Source organism: Photorhabdus sp. RM322S (assembly GCF_042879395.1).
In the GTDB taxonomy this organism is placed as follows: domain Bacteria; phylum Pseudomonadota; class Gammaproteobacteria; order Enterobacterales; family Enterobacteriaceae; genus Photorhabdus; species Photorhabdus khanii.
Window position 1 is genome coordinate 14678 of record NZ_JBHFKW010000007.1, and the last position, 18465, is coordinate 33142.

The 18465-nt window shown below is 41.1% G+C and carries 16 protein-coding genes; 9 read left to right on the forward strand and 7 right to left on the reverse strand.

Annotation, left to right across the window (positions count from 1 at the left end; genetic code table 11):
* The first annotated feature begins 135 nt into the window (after positions 1-135).
* The 5 genes from rnc to acpS all read left to right on the forward strand — a co-directional run bounded on the left by rnc (position 136) and on the right by acpS (position 3638).
* The gene (gene rnc, locus ACGF63_RS06315) at positions 136-816 is read left to right on the forward strand and encodes a ribonuclease III (protein ID WP_036843075.1); all 681 of its coding nucleotides are present in this window, start codon (positions 136-138) and stop codon (positions 814-816) included.
* Positions 813-1721 carry a GTPase Era gene (gene era / locus ACGF63_RS06320; protein ID WP_036843076.1) on the forward strand — a complete coding sequence of 303 codons (909 nt, stop codon included), beginning with the start codon at positions 813-815 and terminating at the stop codon, positions 1719-1721. Before rnc ends, era begins: the two co-directional genes overlap by 4 nt.
* 10 nt (positions 1722-1731) lie before the next feature.
* On the forward strand, positions 1732-2457 hold the full coding sequence (recO, locus tag ACGF63_RS06325; RefSeq protein ID WP_036843078.1) for a DNA repair protein RecO: 726 nt from the start codon (positions 1732-1734) through the stop codon (positions 2455-2457).
* Positions 2458-2526: 69 nt separating this feature from the next.
* Positions 2527-3258 (forward strand): pyridoxine 5'-phosphate synthase, encoded by a 732-nt coding sequence (gene pdxJ, locus ACGF63_RS06330; RefSeq protein ID WP_036843079.1) that lies wholly within the window; start codon positions 2527-2529, stop codon positions 3256-3258.
* Positions 3258-3638: a holo-ACP synthase gene (acpS, locus tag ACGF63_RS06335; RefSeq protein WP_152962380.1), complete on the forward strand. Its 381-nt coding sequence runs from the start codon at positions 3258-3260 to the stop codon at positions 3636-3638. Before pdxJ ends, acpS begins: the two co-directional genes overlap by 1 nt.
* A gap of 2 nt (positions 3639-3640) precedes the next feature.
* On the opposite strand, the gene ACGF63_RS06340 is transcribed toward acpS, so the two are convergent.
* The 6 genes from ACGF63_RS06340 to ACGF63_RS06365 form a co-directional block, all read right to left on the reverse strand.
* The gene (locus ACGF63_RS06340; protein ID WP_132353112.1) at positions 3641-3901 is read right to left on the reverse strand and encodes a YfhL family 4Fe-4S dicluster ferredoxin; all 261 of its coding nucleotides are present in this window, start codon (positions 3899-3901) and stop codon (positions 3641-3643) included.
* Between the two features lie 453 nt (positions 3902-4354).
* Complete coding sequence (locus ACGF63_RS06345) at positions 4355-5185, reverse strand: phage tail protein (RefSeq protein ID WP_241826115.1); 831 nt, start codon at positions 5183-5185, stop codon at positions 4355-4357.
* A gap of 388 nt (positions 5186-5573) precedes the next feature.
* On the reverse strand, positions 5574-6008 hold the full coding sequence (locus ACGF63_RS06350) for a tail fiber assembly protein (protein ID WP_387629577.1): 435 nt from the start codon (positions 6006-6008) through the stop codon (positions 5574-5576).
* 1 nt (position 6009) lies between these two features.
* Complete coding sequence (locus ACGF63_RS06355; protein WP_387629579.1) at positions 6010-6837, reverse strand: phage tail protein; 828 nt, start codon at positions 6835-6837, stop codon at positions 6010-6012.
* Between the two features lie 482 nt (positions 6838-7319).
* Positions 7320-7754 (reverse strand): tail fiber assembly protein, encoded by a 435-nt coding sequence (locus ACGF63_RS06360; protein ID WP_387629582.1) that lies wholly within the window; start codon positions 7752-7754, stop codon positions 7320-7322.
* Between the two features lie 54 nt (positions 7755-7808).
* Positions 7809-8528 (reverse strand): phage tail protein, encoded by a 720-nt coding sequence (locus ACGF63_RS06365; protein ID WP_387629585.1) that lies wholly within the window; start codon positions 8526-8528, stop codon positions 7809-7811.
* Between the two features lie 670 nt (positions 8529-9198).
* Here ACGF63_RS06365 and ACGF63_RS06370 point away from each other — a divergent pair.
* Both ACGF63_RS06370 and tadA read left to right on the forward strand, forming a co-directional pair.
* On the forward strand, positions 9199-9795 hold the full coding sequence (locus tag ACGF63_RS06370) for a hypothetical protein (protein WP_051477111.1): 597 nt from the start codon (positions 9199-9201) through the stop codon (positions 9793-9795).
* Between the two features lie 233 nt (positions 9796-10028).
* Positions 10029-10535, forward strand: a complete 507-nt coding sequence (tadA, locus tag ACGF63_RS06375) for a tRNA adenosine(34) deaminase TadA (RefSeq protein WP_036843093.1) — start codon at positions 10029-10031, stop codon at positions 10533-10535.
* An 84-nt stretch (positions 10536-10619) separates the two neighbouring features.
* Here the strand turns inward: tadA and mltF are convergent, their stop codons facing one another.
* The gene (gene mltF, locus ACGF63_RS06380; protein WP_051477112.1) at positions 10620-12041 is read right to left on the reverse strand and encodes a membrane-bound lytic murein transglycosylase MltF; all 1422 of its coding nucleotides are present in this window, start codon (positions 12039-12041) and stop codon (positions 10620-10622) included.
* A gap of 267 nt (positions 12042-12308) precedes the next feature.
* Between mltF and purL the strand changes: the two genes are divergently transcribed.
* A complete protein-coding gene (purL, locus tag ACGF63_RS06385) occupies positions 12309-16196 on the forward strand; it encodes a phosphoribosylformylglycinamidine synthase (RefSeq protein WP_387629589.1) in 3888 nt (1295 codons plus the stop codon).
* A gap of 827 nt (positions 16197-17023) precedes the next feature.
* Positions 17024-18463: a HAMP domain-containing sensor histidine kinase gene (locus ACGF63_RS06390; RefSeq protein WP_162524110.1), complete on the forward strand. Its 1440-nt coding sequence runs from the start codon at positions 17024-17026 to the stop codon at positions 18461-18463.
* Positions 18464-18465: the final 2 nt, after the last annotated feature.

An 18465-nucleotide genomic window follows, 5' to 3' on the forward strand; every position in this document is an offset into this window, starting at 1 on the left:
GAATATCCTTTCAAACTTAATAACTGGCTCCTTTAAGGAGCCAGTGCAAACGCAACAGTTTTGTCAGAATTTCCTGTAACAGGTCTGTTGCGTGTGCGTTTTTATTTGACGAATTCTGACCTATATTGGTAGCACATGAATCCCATCGTAATTAACAGATTGCAGCGTAAGCTGGGGTACACTTTTGATCAGCATGATCTGCTGGTACAAGCGTTAACTCATCGTAGTGCCAGCAGTAAACATAACGAGCGGCTGGAATTTCTTGGTGACTCAATTCTGAGCTTTGTCATTGCCAATGCACTGTATCATCGCTTTCCTCATGTAGATGAGGGGGATATGAGCCGGATGCGCGCCACATTGGTGCGTGGTAATACTTTGGCTGAATTGGCAAGGGAGTTTGAATTAGGTGAATGTCTGCGTTTAGGGCCGGGTGAATTGAAAAGCGGCGGTTTCCGTCGTGAATCTATATTGGCTGATACGGTTGAAGCGCTGATTGGTGCTATTTTCCTTGATAGCGATATTCAGGCCATTGAAAGAATTATTCTCAGTTGGTATGAAACCCGCTTGAATGAAATCAGCCCTGGCGACAAACAGAAAGACCCGAAAACCCGTTTACAGGAATATCTGCAAGGGCATCATCTGCCCCTGCCATCATATCTGGTTGTTATGGTTCGTGGTGAAGCCCATGACCAGGAATTTACTATTCACTGCCAAGTGAGTGGTATCGAACAGCCGGTTAAAGGAACAGGCTCCAGCCGCCGCAAAGCGGAGCAGGCTGCGGCCGAGCAAGCATTAAAACAATTGGAGCTTGAATGAGCGAACAAGAAACCTATTGCGGATTTGTTGCAATAGTTGGACGGCCTAATGTGGGCAAATCCACATTGCTGAATCAGCTTTTAGGTCAGAAAATATCTATCACTTCCCGCAAACCACAGACTACCCGTCACCGTATTATGGGTATTCACACTGAAGGTGCTTATCAAACCATTTATGTAGATACCCCTGGATTACATATTGAAGAGAAACGGGCGATTAACCGGTTGATGAACCGTGCGGCCAGTAGTTCTATCGGTGATGTGGAGCTGGTCATTTTTGTTGTTGAAGGGACTCACTGGACCGCCGATGACGAAATGGTTGTGAATAAACTGCGTAGCTTGCATTGCCCGGTTTTACTGGCTATCAATAAAGTAGATAACGTGACGGATAAAGCCACCTTGTTGCCACATATTGGTTTCCTTAGCAAACAGATGAACTTCCTTGATGTTGTACCGATGAGCGCTGAAAAAGGTATGAACGTAGATACGATCGCAAAAATTGTGCGTGGACATATACCGAAAGCAACTCATCATTTCCCGGAAGATTATGTTACTGATCGCTCCCAGCGTTTTATGGCGTCTGAAATTATCCGTGAAAAACTCATGCGTTTTCTCGGTGATGAATTGCCCTATTCTGTCACTGTTGAAATTGAGCAGTTCGTGGTGAATGAGCGTGGTGATTACAAGATTCACGGTTTAATTCTGGTTGAGCGTGAAAGCCAGAAGAAAATGGTTATCGGTAATAAAGGCAGTAAAATTAAAACGATTGGTATTGAAGCCCGTCAGGACATGGAAAGATTGTTTGATGTTAAAGTCCATTTGGAACTGTGGGTTAAAGTTAAAGCGGGTTGGGCTGATGACGAGCGGGCACTGCGTAGCCTGGGTTACGTCGATGATTTGAAATAAGGTCTCACCTGTGGACGGTTGGCAGCGTGTTTTTGTTCTTCATGGGCGTCCTTACAGTGAGACCAGCCTGTTGCTGGATCTGTTTACTGAAAATGAAGGGCGGATCAGCGTGTTGGCAAAAGGTGCGCGCAGCCGTCGTTCCAATCTTAAAGGCTGCTTGCAGCCATTTACCCCGTTACTGGTTCGTTGGAGTGGGCGGGGGGCAATTAAGACGCTGCGTGATGCCGATCCTATCTCTCTAGCCCTTCCTCTTACCGGCAGCGTGTTGTACAGCGGTTTATATATCAATGAATTGCTGTCAAGAGTGCTTGAACCGGGGACGGCTTATCCTGCTTTATTCTTTGATTATCTCCAATGTTTGCAGATTCTTGCTGCCAGTGAATATACACCGGAACATGCATTACGCCGGTTTGAGCTGGCGCTGCTGGCAAATCTTGGTTACGGCGTTGATTATCTTCATTGTGTAGGAAGTGGCGAACCTGTGGACGATACGATGACTTACCGTTATAGAGAAGAAAAAGGATTTATCGCCAGTCTGGTTGTTGATCATTACAGTTTTACTGGGCGTGAATTAAAATCATTGGCAGCCCGTGAATTCCCTGATTTGGTAACATTAAAAGCAGCAAAGCGTTTCACCCGTATTGCTCTAAAACCTTATCTTGGTGGCAAGCCTCTGAAAAGTCGTGAGTTATTTCGGCAGTTTGTATGTAAAAAGCCTGAAGAGAAAGAAAACTAATGAATTTGTTTCTCTTCATAATGGAAAGTGTAAACTTGTTACCATTCTATATAACTACAGGAGATAAATATGGCTGAGGTATTGTTAGGTATTAACATCGATCACATTGCGACAGTGCGTAATGCTCGTGGCACAGTTTATCCGGACCCTATTCAGGCTGCTTTTATTGCAGAGCAGGCGGGTGCGGATGGGATTACTATTCATTTGCGTGAAGATCGCCGTCATATTACTGATCGGGATGTTGAACTGCTGAATGAAACTATCCAGACCCGGATGAATCTTGAAATGGCCGTGACAGATGAAATGTTGGATATTGCCTGTCACTTTAAACCTAAATTTTGCTGTCTGGTGCCTGAAAAACGTCGGGAAATAACAACAGAAGGGGGTTTAGATGTTATTGGTCAAAAAGATAAAGTGGTTGAGGCGATTAAGCGTTTATCTGACGCGGGTATTCTTGTTTCGTTATTTATCGATGCGGATCACCAGCAGATTGATGCTGCTAGTGAGGTTGGTGCACCGTTTATTGAGATTCACACAGGTGCTTATGCTGATGCAGAAGGTGAAATAGAACAGGAAAAAGAGTTCCAGCGTATTAAAGAAGCTGCTACTTATGCTGCTGGCAAGGGACTGAAAGTTAATGCGGGTCATGGACTAACGTATCATAACGTACAACGTATTGCGGCTCTGCCGGAAATTTATGAACTGAATATTGGTCATGCAATAATCGGGCGTGCGGTATTCAGCGGCTTGGCTGCTGCTGTGGCAGATATGAAAACTGAGATACGGAAAGCTCGCCGTTAATGGCTATTATTGGGTTAGGTACAGATATTGTTGAAATCGCCCGTATTGAGGGTGTTGTCGGACGCTCAGGTGAGCGTCTGGCAAAACGCATTCTCAGTGAATCAGAATGGCAGAAATATCAGCAACATGAAAAACCGGTTCGTTTTCTGGCTAAACGTTTTGCGGTAAAAGAAGCGGCAGCAAAAGCGTTGGGAACCGGTATCCGTAATGGGCTGGCATTTAACCAGTTTGAAGTGCTTAACGATGATTTGGGAAAACCCATTTTGCGGTTCTATGGTGCAGCCGCAGAATTAGCACAGAAACTGGGAGTAACCTCTTTGCATGTCACATTGGCTGATGAGCGTCGTTACGCCTGCGCGACAGTTATTCTGGAAAGTTAATTTCAGATTTTATCGGCATGATGTAATAGCACAAATTTATCCCACAGTTGTTCTTCTGTTTCCTGGCGGTCTGGATCGGTAATAATGGTATTGTTTATCGGACAGACTGACTGGCAAGTTGGAGCATCATAATGACCGATGCATTCAGTGCAACGATCAGCATCGATTTCATAAATTTTATCTCCCATTGATATAGCCTGATTGGGACATTCGGGTTCACACATATCACAATTGATACAGCTTTTTTTGATTAATAACGACATTTTAATAACTTAGTTTATTTTTCATTTTATACCAGTGTGTTATCGTCAGTTTTAATTTCTTACTATTACACACTTATTGTATTTTTATACGGTATAAATTACATTGAAAAACCAAATCTGGCAACCCAAAACCATAACACATGAGATTTTTTCTACCTTAGAAAACCTTTATGTATGAGTTTTATTATCCGGTTAGCTATATAAGGAATTTCAATAACGTGCAAGGTCACCAATATCTCATGGGTTAACAAGTCGTGGGGGAGAATAGTTCTAATTATAACAAAATATTTACTGATGTAGTATTAGCAATAATAAAATAATTAAGACCGGGCGCTATCCTAATCCCGGCCTTTTTGTTAATTACGATAATGGCAGAATTGACCAATCAAATGCCGATGCTTTATCGAGATAATTCTAAAATCTGGGATAGATAACAACTATGAATGTTGAAAGTTAATTATCTGATATCCCTACTACAAATATGCGTACAGGCGGAAAGGTTGTATTGCGATACTGCCAATGTGATATTATTACTAGATTTTCTTTATTGATTTTTAATATATCAGCTCCTTCACCATAGTTGCCGCCACTGATATATCCACCCATACTTGAAAGTATAGCATGAGGTTCATAAGAGTATGCAATTGGGTATGTGATAGTGAATTGCCCCTCGTTAGCTAAATGTGGAGCCTTTACATATACAGACTGGAATAAGAGATATTTTCTCTTTAATCCATTCAAAAATGGAATTTTAAAAGTCATGAAATTATCCCCTTGTGTAAACAGAGGAGTACCTGCGAATAATAATTCCAATAAACCGAGATTTTTCACAAACTCATTTTTATTGGGAATATCTGCACCATTTTGGTTTTTGGCCAATCTGCCGTTAGCATTATCATTTACATCGGAAACAAGCTTCTGAGTTGCTGTGAGTGTATTGCTATTGCCAATGATATCTGTGAATTGAACAATACCTTTTTGTGTTAATGAGGCATCAGGAATTTTTGTTGTGATTTTTTGTTCTAATGCTTTATTTAATTGTGCCGTGAGTTTGGTGATATTACCATCATCCAAAACATCACTGCCAGATTCTGTCGCAATAAAATCAGCTACAACAGATGATATTGTTGATGACTGACGTAATGCCTTATTTAATATATGGGTGATAAAACCGTCTGGTGAAAACCCAGTCTGCAACTCTGGACTATTTTCATATAAATTTTGATCCACCACATTAGCACCATCTTTAATAGAAAATGCTTTAAAATCATTCTTGTGACTCATATCAATTTTCCTAATATTTAATAGTGGGTTTATAGTAATATCTTAAATTATTGTAAGGATAATTTACTGATTCTTATAGTTTAAGGATAAAAAATAATAATTAAATGTTTTTATAAATTATGGTGTTAATGATTTTTGTATGTTTTTAGTAGTAAATAATTCGATACTATATAAGTAATTAATGCTTATTTTATAGAAGCTGCCTTAAATAATTTTTCTATTGAAAGATTTATTATGGCAAGTAGATTTCAATAATGTTCGTGGTCACTAATATCGTATGGAGAATAGTTCGGATGATAACAGAATATTTGCTGCTATAGTGCTGGCAATAATACAATAACAAAATGATAAAGACCGGGTTCTACTTGAATCCCGGTCTTTTTATTAATTACGATAGTGGCGTAATTGGCCAGTCAACTTCTGGTGTTTTTGAAGTATCAACCCGGTTGAGCATCACACGATATTTTTTCCATTCTTTAAGTGATAGCATTTCTTCATCTGTTGCTATATCAAGTTCTACCGCATCGGCAAGCGGCGTTATTTTTTTATTTGCGAGAGATATAAATTGCTTTCTTTGGATTTCCGCAATAGATATCAATTCTTCTTTCGTTGGTAGAGGAATATTTTCCCAGCAGGGAAGACCATCTTCGCCAGAGGAAAGTATTTTTCCTGCGGGAGGTATTCCCGAAAATTCATTAAATATATCATCAGTTACAGGTAAAGGGTCATTTGGCCATGAGCCTGCTGCAATGTAATCCTGCTGTAATGATAGCGGATAAAATGCTTTATTTAATGCGCTAAATACGTAGTTTTTATCATTCATATTAATACCCTATGGCTCTATAAAATGCTGCTACAGGAATTTGTAAATTTGGAATACTGCTAAAACATTGGAATTGGGTATTATTGACCATCATTATTGAAAATGTGCCAGCATGTTGAGGGGCGTTACCAACGTGAGTTAACGTGACGTTGAGACATTGATTCGGGAATGGGATTGGAAAGTTGTTTAAAGTACCAGGTTCGGCATAAGCATTGCCTTTAACTGATGCTATTCCCCACATTTCAATTAAACCCGAAGGTAATTTTTGCCATCCGACCTGATTTAGGCTAGAGGTGAAAAACGACATATTAGGTACCTGATTTTCACCATTCCCTATTGTTATATTTGTTGAATCTGATAAACCAAGGTTCTTTATAAACTCAGCTTTATTAGGAATGTCTGCGCCGTTTTGGTCTTTTGCCAGTCGATTATTAGCATTATCATTTACATCAGAAACAAGCTTCTGAGTTGAAGCGAGTGTATTACTGGTGCCTATTTGGTCTGTAAGCTGAATAATTCCTTTTTCTGTTAATGAGGCATCGCGAATTTCTGTTGTGTTTTTTTGTTCTAAGGCTTTCTTGAATTGGGCGGTGAGTTTGTCTATATCCCCATTATCCAGAACATCATCGCCAGATTGTGTTGCGATAAAATTAGCGACGACAGTGGATATGGTTGACGATTGACGTAATGCCTTATTTAATAGTTCAGCGGTAATATTTCCTGTTGGAAACCCAGTTTGCAAATTTTGCTCTTTTTCATATATTTCTTGCTTCACTATATTTGCATTTTCACTAATAGAAAAAGCCTTAAAATCATTCTTTTGACTCATATATTTTTCTCCAATTAAGCACTGCATTTTATAAGCAATATAGTGAATTTTTATAAAAATAATTTTTCCCTATTCACGTCAGCTATAGTTTAGTTAGAAAAAATAATAATGGAATATTCTTATAACTTATAGGGTTAACTATTTTTATATAATTGGTGGTAATAAGTATTTTAATATTTTGTAATCTGAAATACATCTAAACTATTTGCATTTATTAGTCGAATCTGCCCTTTATAACTTGTGGGATTAATTGTTTTTTATATTCTTAATAATAATTAATTTTTTCTTATAGGAACTATCTTAAATAATTTATGTTTTTAAGTTTTCTATGGAAGGTAAATTTCAATAACGAACAAGGTCGCTAATATCGTATGGAGAATAGTTTGGATGATAACAGAATATTTATTGCTGTAGTATTAGAAATAATACAATAAGAAAATAATAAAGACCGGGTTCTGCCTGAATCCCGGCCTTTTTATCAATTATGATAATGGTGCAATTGGCCAGTCTATTTCCAGTGCTTTTGAAGTATCAATTCGATTAAGCATCACGCGGTATTTTTTCCATTCTTTGAGCAATAGTGCTTCTTCATTTGTTGCTATATCAAGTTCGACAGCATCAGAAAGTGGCGTTATTTTCTCATTTGCAAGAAATATAAATTGCGCTCTTTGGGCTTCTGTTATAGAGATCAATTCCTCTTTCGTTGGAGATGGAATATCTTCCCAACAAGGAAGACCATCTTCGCCAGAGGAAAGTGTTTTTCCTATAAGGGGAATTCCTGAAAATTTATAGAATATATCATCAGTTACGGATATAGGATCATTTGGCCATGAACCTGCTTCAATATAATCCTGTTGTAATGATATCGGATAAAATGCTTTATTTAATTCACTGAATACATAGTTTTTATTGTTCATGATTTTCTGCCAATTTTAATTAAATAATCATCATAGTAAATTAGTTATTTTTAATTAATAGCCTATTGCCCTAAAATAGACGCCAACAGGAGGAATATGATTAGTAGGACTTCTATAACATCGGAACTGACTCCGACTGATTACGTGTACTGAACATATTCCGGAGTCTTGGGGGTTATAACCACCATGAGTTAACGTAATATTTAAGCATGCGTTCGGAAATGGTATTGGGAAATTATTTAAATATCCAGCTTCGAGAGAACCATAGCCGTTAGCTAGTACAAATCCCCATGTTTCAATTAAACCTGAAGGTAATTTTTGCCAACCAGAACTAGTCAAGTTTGCGGTGAAAGACGACATATCTGGAATTTGATTAATATCCGTTCCCACTTCTCGTTTCGCGGCTTCTTTTAAACCTAAGTTTTTCACAAACTCATTTTTATCAGGAATATCTGCGCCGTTTTGTGCTTTTTCTAATGCGGAATAGGAAATTTTAGTTATAATTTTTTGCTCTAACGCTCTATTTAATTGGGCGGTGAGTTTCACTGTATCCCCATCATCAAGAACATCTTCGCCAGATTGCGTTGCAATGAAATTAGCCACGACAGATGATATGGTTGACGATTGACGTAATGCTTTATTTAACAAGTGAGTGGGAACATTATCTGGTGGAAATCCAGTATATAAACTTAGACTTTCTTCATATCTTTCTTGACTCACGACATTAGCGTTATTACTGGTAGAAAAAGCTTTAAAATCATTTTTTTGACTCATATGTTTTCCTCAAATTAAATAATATTCTTTTGTAATTAATATGTTGAATTATGCCACAGGTAATTTGTCACGATTAATTTCAATCATAGAGTCTAGTCTAAAAAAAGAATGGAAGAATTATATTATAGCTTAAGAGGTTAATTATTTATGTATAGAAGATGGTAATAAATAGTTTAACATCTTGTAATTGGAAATATACTCAAGTCATTAATGTTTTCCTTTTGTAAATTATCTTCAATAGTTTCCATGCTAAAAAATCCATCCTTAAGACTGACTTTATACCCGAAATTATATTGTTGTTAATGTGGATGACTATTGCCTTAAATTATTTTATTGGGTTGAATATGTTCACTATATGAAGGTGAGTAATATTTTATTATTTCTGATGTGGGGTCGATTTATTTTATATATGACTGATTGTGTTATCATTAATAAAACCAAAATCAATGAAATGATCTGAGTATTTCCCTAAATAAAGTCATTTGTATTTATAGGTGGCAATTGATTGCATTAAACTATAATAATATTCTATTGTATTCTCTTTAATGACATCATTATTAAAATCAGTTTATTGATTGTTTATATGCTTATGTTAGCTTTGTATTTGGAAATTTTCATGTGAATAGACTTTTCGTAAATAATATCCGTTATTTTTCTGTGGGGATGATAAATGAGTAATAAGAATGATTTTAAAGCTTTTTCTACCAGTAATAACGCTAATGTCGTGAGTCAAGAAAGATATGAAGAATATCCTAATTTGCAAACTGGATTTCCACCAGGGGAGATGACCACTCATGTATTAAATAAGGCATTACGTCAGTCGTCCACAATAGCATCTGTTGTGGCTAATTTTATGTCCACACAATGTGGGAAAGATGTTCTGGATAATGGCGATCTAGAAACGCTTAATAAGACGTTTACTGATTCGTTGCAGTGTTACATGAAAGAACAATCTCCTGGTCAGCTATCACATAACGGTTATCAACAATTACCTGGGGGATTAATATTTCAATGGGGAAGACATAATTTTACTCCATTAACTATGAACAAGGTAATTTTACCAGTACCTTTTAAACGTGGTTGTCTGAAAGTTTTTATAACACCGGTTGGTGATTGGGTATTTCCGATGTCGGCAGCACCTAACGGAACATTGAATAGTTTTGTTGCTTGGGTTGCTGCGCGAACTATTAATGCTTATGGAACTGAAATCAAGTTGTCTGCTAGTGATACTTATGTATATGGAGACTATTTTGCAATCGGTTATTAATTAATATATGGAGATAAATAATAAGCCGGATTTATTCCGGCTTTGTTTTTTTATTCTTAAATATATTAATGTGAATTAAATGCTGTTTAGAAATAATATAAAATATAGCTATGGGGAATATATCAAATAGTCTCGAATATATGTTACCCGTGTAATGATAAGTAAATATATCTGGAAAATAGGTAAAATAAATCGTTATAATTGCCTCTGATATAATGAAATGAGATACCGCAGTGATTGAAATATATAGTGATGAATATTGGATGCGGAAGGCAATGGAACAGGCAATGAAAGCGTGGGAGCAGGGGGAAATACCTGTCGGTGCTGTATTGGTCACTGATAATAAAATCGTTGCTGAAGGCTGGAATCAGTCCATTATTAAGCATGATCCCACTGCTCATGCTGAAATTATTGCGTTACGAAAAGGGGGAGAGCAGTTACAAAATTATCGTCTGTTGAATACCACGTTATATGTCACTCTTGAACCTTGCACTATGTGTGCCGGCTCTATGGTGCATAGCCGGATACAGCGACTGGTTTATGGTGCCAATGATATGAAAACAGGTGCAGTCGGTTCTTTGATTGATATATTGCGCCATCCCGGTATGAATCATCAGATTGAAATTACAGGCGGCGTACTTGCTGAAGAGTGTTCCACGATGTTGAGTACTTTTTTTAAACAACGTCGGGAGCAACATAAGGCATTAAAAGCCGCCAGAAAACAGCCGGAAGAAAGCTAATACGCCGTTTCTGCTTACTGAGGCTTGAGTCAGATTTAAGCCTCGTCCAGTCAGGATGGGGTGTTATTACAGCCAGCCAATTGCTTACTCTGTTTTCGATTTTTCTGTTTGGGAAATTAATTTCTTCCGGTTTTCTTTGGCCTGTAAATAGCCAACTAAACTAAGCTGATAGCGGCGGATATTTTCGACATAGCGATAAGCCTCGTGCCCACGGGCATAACCATAGGTGGTATTGGTGTAGTACTTTTTCTGGCTTAATAGGGGGATTCGGGCTTTTACATCAAGCCAGCTATCGGGATTTCCTTTCTGTGATGCCGTTAGTTTACGGGCATCCAGCATATGACCATAGCCCATATTGTAAGCAGCCAGCGCAAACCAAATTCGCTCATCTTTAGGGATGTTTTCAGGTAGTCGTTCCATCAGATTTTGCAAATAGATTGCGCCTCCCTTAATACTTTCTTCTGGATCAAGACGGTCAACAACACCTAATCCTTTAGCCGTCGGGCTGGTTAACATCATCAGGCCACGCACACCCGTGGGAGAGGTTGCCAGCGGGTCCCAGTGAGACTCTTGCCAGGCAATTGCAGCCAGTAGTTGCCAGCTGATTTCACCGGAGTATTTCTCAAACAGAGGCTGATAAGTAGGCAGAATATGATCAATCGCACTGAGAAAAGAGAGGGTATCGAAATAATCAAATGAGCCGACATGACCAAAGTATTTCTCTTCCAGCCGTGGCATCACATCTTCTTCCGTCATCTGGCTGAAAAAATCCAGCATGGCAGCATAAAGGCTGTAATCATCAATACGTTTTAAATACCACGTCAGGGGATTATCTTCACTGATATCAAAAGCGACGGCTAGATTAGGGTGAGTACGCTGTTGCAACGCGACATTGATAGAGTCGCCCAAGGTGTAATCCAGTTTGCCCTCTGATACCAGCTCCAGTAATTCCCGGGTGTTGTATTGCTGTGTCTCATCCCATCCAAGTTCCGGGTAAGGCTCTTCTTTCATCTTTTTCAGCGTACTGACATGAGCTGAACCGGAAGTGACCAGCAATTTGCCTTTCAAATCCTTAAAAGAGCGGGGACGTGGAGTCCCTTTGCGGTAAATCAGTTGTTGAGAAACAGAATAGTAAGCTGGACCCGTGCGGGCTTGCTCCAGTCTCTCTTCATTATAGGTAAGACCGGCAGCCAAAAAATCAGCGTCACCCTTTTCCAGATCGTCAAATAACTGGTTGAGATTTGTTCTGAATTTGATTTCCAATTTAACGCCAAGATAATCTGCAAAGCGTTTCGCCAGCTCGTAATCAAACCCATTGGGTTCTTTTTTACTTGTAAGATGAATCAGAGGTGAGCTGATTGTGCTAATCCGTAGCTCTCCCCTGGTCATGATCCTGTTAATCTGCTCCTGCTGTTTATTCGGCCAACTGATGTTCAGACTGATAATGGCGGCAGAAAAAAGAGCGATAACAATGATAACGAAATAATTTATTTTTATATTATTCAAACGGTTATCTCTGTATAACGCGGTGTGGTGCGATGTAAAAACGCGTTATATTATCATGGCTAAATTTCCAGTGATTGAGCATTTTGCGGAACAAAAACTTGCGGCGCAACTTAATTGATACCATTTGCATAACCTGACGATAAGATAATTAGCATTCATAATCGTCACGCAAACGGTTTCGTCACTGACCGCAATCCTCTATAATGTGCCCGTTTCCCCCTGAGGCATCAGTCAGGCTTTGCTTCTAAGATGAGAGAATGTATTACTATGGAAATTCTGCGTGGCTCACCTGCTTTATCGGCATTTCGTATCACCAAGCTCCTTTCTGTGTGTCAGGAACAGCAACTTCCGGTCAATGATATTTATGCGGAATATGTTCATTTCGCAGAAATTAATGCCCCTTTGAGTGATGCTGATTCAGCAAAATTACAACGATTATTAAAATATGGACCTTCTCTGGCTGAACATGAACCACAAGGTACATTGCTGTTAGTGGCTCCCCGTCCGGGAACCCTTTCTCCGTGGTCTTCGAAAGCAACTGATATTGCTCACAACTGTGGTCTGTCTCAGGTTGTGCGTTTGGAGCGTGGTCTGGCTTACTACGTTCAGTGTGATGAAATGAGTGATGCACAATGGCAAACGCTGTCGGCGTTGTTGCATGACCGGATGATGGAAACGGTTTTTACTCAACTGGAACAGGCGGAGAAATTATTTTCTCATCAGCAACCCGTTCCGTTAAAACGCATTGATATTCTGCAAGCAGGGCGTAGTGCGTTAGAGAAAGCCAATATTGAACTTGGATTGGCGTTGGCCCCGGATGAGATTGATTATCTGATGGAAGCTTTCCAGAAACTGGAGCGTAATCCAACCGATATTGAGCTTTATATGTTTGCTCAGGCTAATTCAGAGCATTGTCGCCATAAAATATTTAATGCCGATTGGATTATTGATGGTCAGGAACAGCCAAAATCACTGTTCAAAATGATTAAAAATACCTATGAGCAGACACCTGATTATGTCCTGTCAGCTTATAAAGATAACGCCGCTGTGATGGAAGGGTCTGCTGTTGGCCGTTTCTTTGCCGGTGCGGAAGATGGTTCATATGATTATCATCAGGAGCAGGCCCATATCCTGATGAAAGTTGAAACGCATAATCACCCAACCGCAATTTCCCCGTGGCCGGGGGCATCGACAGGTTCTGGTGGCGAAATTCGCGATGAAGGCGCGACGGGTCGAGGCGCCAAGCCAAAAGCCGGGTTGGTGGGATTTTCGGTATCCAATCTGCGGATACCGGGTTTTGAACAGCCGTGGGAAGAGGATTTCGGTAAACCGGATCGGATCGTCAGCGCCCTGGATATCATGACTGAAGGTCCTCTGGGCGGCGCGGCATTTAATAACGAATTTGGCCGCCCGGCGTTGCTGGGTTATTTTCGTACCTATGAAGAAAAAGTAAACAGCCATAACGGCAGTGAATTACGTGGTTACCACAAACCCATCATGCTGGCGGGTGGGATGGGTAATATCCGTGATGAGCATGTCAAAAAGGGTGAAATTTCTGTTGGCGCCAAATTAATTGTGCTTGGCGGTCCGTCTATGAACATTGGTTTGGGCGGTGGTGCGGCATCTTCTATGGCATCCGGTCAGTCTGATGCTGATCTGGATTTTGCTTCTGTTCAACGCGATAACCCGGAAATGGAACGTCGTTGTCAGGAGGTGATTGATCGCTGTTGGCAATTGGGTGAAAACAACCCAATTCTGTTCATTCATGATGTCGGTGCCGGTGGGCTTTCTAATGCGATGCCTGAACTGGTGAGTGATGGTGGTCGTGGTGGACGGTTTGAACTACGTAAAATTCTTAATGATGAACCGGGAATGAGTCCACTGGAAGTTTGGTGTAATGAATCTCAGGAGCGTTATGTACTGGCTGTTGCGCCAGAACAGCTTCCTCTGTTTGAAGAGATTTGCCGGCGTGAGCGCGCGCCTTATGCCGTTATCGGCGAGGCGACAGAAGAGCGTCATTTGCTGCTGAATGATGAACACTTTGATAACCAGCCAATTGATATGCCGCTGGATGTGCTGCTGGGTAAAACGCCGAAAATGTTGCGTAATGTCAGTACATTAAAAGCCAGTGGTGAAAGTTTTGAGCGCCGGGATATCAATCTGGCAGAAGCCGTTAAGCGCATTATGCACTTGCCGGCTGTGGCGGAAAAAACATTCCTGATAACGATAGGCGATCGCACTGTGACTGGCATGGTTTCCCGTGATCAGATGGTTGGCCCGTGGCAGATCCCGGTGGCAGATTGCGCTGTGACGACCGCCAGCCTTGATAGCTACTATGGTGAAGCGATGTCTATGGGTGAACGAGCGCCGGTCGCTCTGCTGGATTTTGCCGCCTCTGCCCGTATGGCTGTTGGTGAAGCGCTAACTAATATCGCTTCCGCTTATATCCAGGATTTGAAACGTATTAAGCTTTCGGCTAACTGGATGTCTGCCGCGGGTCACCCTGGCGAGGATGCCGGTTTGTATGCGGCGGTTAAAGCCGTGGGTGAGGAGTTGTGTCCTGCACTGGGGCTGACTATTCCCGTGGGTAAAGATTCCATGTCGATGAAAACCCGCTGGAATGACAAAGGTGAAGAGCGTGAAATGACGTCACCTTTATCGCTGGTGATTACAGCCTTTGCCAGAGTAGAAGATGTGCGTCGTACAGTAACGCCTGAGCTTTCCACTGATAACGATAATGCGTTGTTGTTAATCGATTTGGGGCAAGGGAAAAACACATTGGGCGGCACTGCGTTGGCACAGGTTTACCGCCAGCTTGGCAACAAAACTGCTGATGTACGTAGCGCTGAACAATTGGCTGGGTTTTTCAATGCGATTCAGCAACTGATTGCAGAACAGAAATTGCTGGCCTATCACGACCGTTCTGATGGTGGTTTACTGGTGACGTTGGCTGAAATGGCTTTTGCCGGTCATTGTGGCATTGAAGCTGATATCAGTGTGTTTGATGAAGATATTCTGGCTGCGCTGTTTACGGAAGAGTTGGGTGCAGTGGTTCAGATCCGTGCATCTGATAAAGCGTTTGTTGAAAACCTGCTGGCAGAACATGGATTGGCTGATTGCGCTCATTATTTGGGTAAGGCTAAAGTAGGTGGTGATTTTGTCATCTTTAGTGGCAATACCGAAGTATATCGTCAGAATCGCAGTACTCTGCGTCTATGGTGGGCGGAAACCACATGGCAAATGCAGCGTCTGCGTGATAATCCAGAGTGTGCAGATCAGGAGCATCAGGCCAAACGGGATAATCAAGACCCTGGACTGAATGTAAAACTGACTTTTGACATTTCAGAAGATATTGCAGCGCCTTACATTTTGCAGCAGGTAAGACCGAAAGTGGCTGTCCTGCGTGAGCAGGGTGTTAACTCTCATGTTGAAATGGCCGCCGCATTCCACCGGGCAGGTTTTGAAGCTATTGATGTGCACATGAGTGATTTGTTGTCTGGACGTACTGGATTAGATCAGTTCCAGACACTGGTTGCTTGTGGTGGCTTCTCTTACGGTGATGTGCTGGGTGCCGGTGAAGGTTGGGCGAAATCAATTCTGTTCAATGAACGTGTTCGTGATGAATTTGCGGCTTTCTTTACACGGCCTGATACGCTGGCGCTTGGTGTTTGTAATGGTTGTCAGATGCTGTCTAACCTGCGGGAATTGATCCCAGGTGCGGAACATTGGCCACGTTTTGTCCGTAACCGCTCAGAACGTTTTGAAGCTCGTTTCAGTTTGGTGGAAATTACTGACAGCCCGTCACTTTTCCTGAGAGATATGATGGGTTCACGTATGCCGATTGCTGTTTCTCATGGTGAAGGGCAAGTGGAATTCCGCGATAGCCAGCATCTTAAGATGCTTGAAAGCAACCAGTTAGTGGCTCTGCGCTACGTGAACAACTATGGTCAGGTTACGGAAAACTACCCGGCTAACCCCAATGGTTCAGTGAATGGTATTACCGCAGTCACCAGCCTTGATGGGCGGGCAACCGTGATGATGCCACATCCTGAAAGGGTATCCCGTACTGTGAATAACTCTTGGCATCCAGAGGCGTGGAACGAAGATGGTCCGTGGATGCGAATTTTCCGTAATGCCCGTAAGCAGTTAGGGTAGTACTACAGTGTAAGTAAATTAGTATCAGGCGGTTTTTAGCAAAAACCGCCGTAAACCTTAGCTTTTTGTCAAGCTTCGCAGACTATCTCGCAGTTTATTAGATGACACGATCTATCTGAATGATACTAATATTATTGATTCAGATGTGAAAGTCTTATACCGGTAAATTCTTATAAGCTCAGGTGTTTGTTTCTCCATTGTCTCAATTACCCGACAAACGCCATTATGGGTGTCTCAAAAAAGAGACATTTAATTATTTGATTTATATCTATTTTTATTTTTATGATTTCAGGTGTCTGTAATTGGCGACAGAAGACAAATTTTATTTATGCCAAAAACAAGGTATTTGGTAGCTGAAACGTTAAGTTTTTTATTTTTTATAATAAAAACAATTTATTATGATTTTAATTTTAACATTGGCACGGAACCTGCATTAAGTTAGCACAGTTGCTCATTCAACTTCTTATGTCGGTCCACAGTAGGGTGGAGATATACCACATAAACTATCGAATGATGCCAGAGTAAGGTGCCTACCGTCCAACTTAGTGATATCGCTTTCAGGCCTTATCAAACATCGGGCGACACGTGGAGTGAGGCACCAACCTATGTTTGACTGTAGATAAAAACAGCAGGCATGCGTTATCCTCACTGGCGGGGTAGTAGCAAAAACTATTATCCCGCCATCATAATTCCAGGTTTCTGCCTGCGCCATTGTTGATTGTTCGCGTCCTGACTATATTTTTCAGTAACAGGTAAAATTTATCAGCCGACAGGTTTTTCTATCTGCCCTTTTGTCGGTTAGCATTAGTGTACTGACAGGCTACGAGATGATTTCCTTGAAAAAATGGCGTTTGTTTCCGCGCTCATTGCGCCAATTAGTTGTCATGGCTTTCTGGCTGGTGTTATTGCCGTTATTGGTTTTGGCTTATCAAGCTTATCAAAGTCTTGATCAGCTCAGTGAGAAAGCGGCTGATATAAACCGTACCACATTGGCTGATGCCCGCCGCAGTGAGGCGATGACGGGTATTGCGCTGGAGATGGAACGCAGTTACCGCCAATATTGTGTGTTGGGGGATAAAACGCTGGAAAACCTCTACCAAAAGCAATATCGGCAATACGCTAAAATGCTGAAAGATCAGATGGCGATACTTGATGATCAGCAGTACATCAAGACGCTTGACAACTTACTGTTGCAACTAACCAAAATCACTTGTTTCAATAGTGAACCCACCGAGCCCGCCGCTCAATTACTTGAGCAATTCTCTGATGCCAATAGTCAGATGGTACAGGCCACCCGTGATGTTATTTTCAGCCGGGGAGAACAGCTACAGAAAGATATTGCTGATAAAGGTCAATTTTTTGGCTGGCAGAGTCTTATTTTGTTTCTACTTAGCGCATTACTGGTCGCGTTATTTACCCGTATGATTATCGGGCCGGTCAAAGGTATTGAACGAATGATTAACCGATTGGGAGAAGGGCGATCATTGGGGGTTCGTATAGATTCTTTTCCGGGGCCAAGAGAACTTCGTTCCCTGGCTCAGCGGATTGTCTGGCTCAGTGAACGGTTGGCCTGGCTGGAATCACAGCGCCATGAGTTTTTGCGTCATATCTCTCATGAACTGAAAACACCGCTGGCAAGTATGCGGGAAGGGACAGAATTGTTGGCCGATGAAGTTGCTGGCCCATTAACCGCTGATCAGCAAGAAGTCGTTGCGATTCTTGATAATAGTAGTAAACATTTACAGCAATTGATCGAGCAATTATTGGATTATAACCGTAAACTGGCAGATAGTCCGACGGAACAACAGCAGGTTTCTTTACGGGAAATTGTTGATGAAGTGGCTTTATCACATAGTTTACCGGCGAGATCAAAGAATATTCAGACAGAAATTCAGCTTAATACTGATATTTGTTGGGCAGAACCGACACTATTAATGCGGGTTATTGATAATCTCTACTCCAATGCGGTGCACTATGGCGCTGAATCCGGTAACATCTGGGTTTCAAGTCGTCAGATCGGCAAATGTGTTCAAATTGATGTTGCCAATACAGGTACACCAATTCCTGAATCAGAACGTAGCATGATTTTTGAACCGTTCTACCAAGGAACGCTCCAGCGTAAAGGCGCAGTAAAAGGCAGCGGTCTTGGGCTCAGTATTGCACAGGATTGTATTAAGCGTATGGGGGGTGAACTGTTACTAATTCAGAGCGAATTTGCTGACGTCTGTTTTCGTATTGAATTGCCATTAACTGCTGAGAATGAATAAAT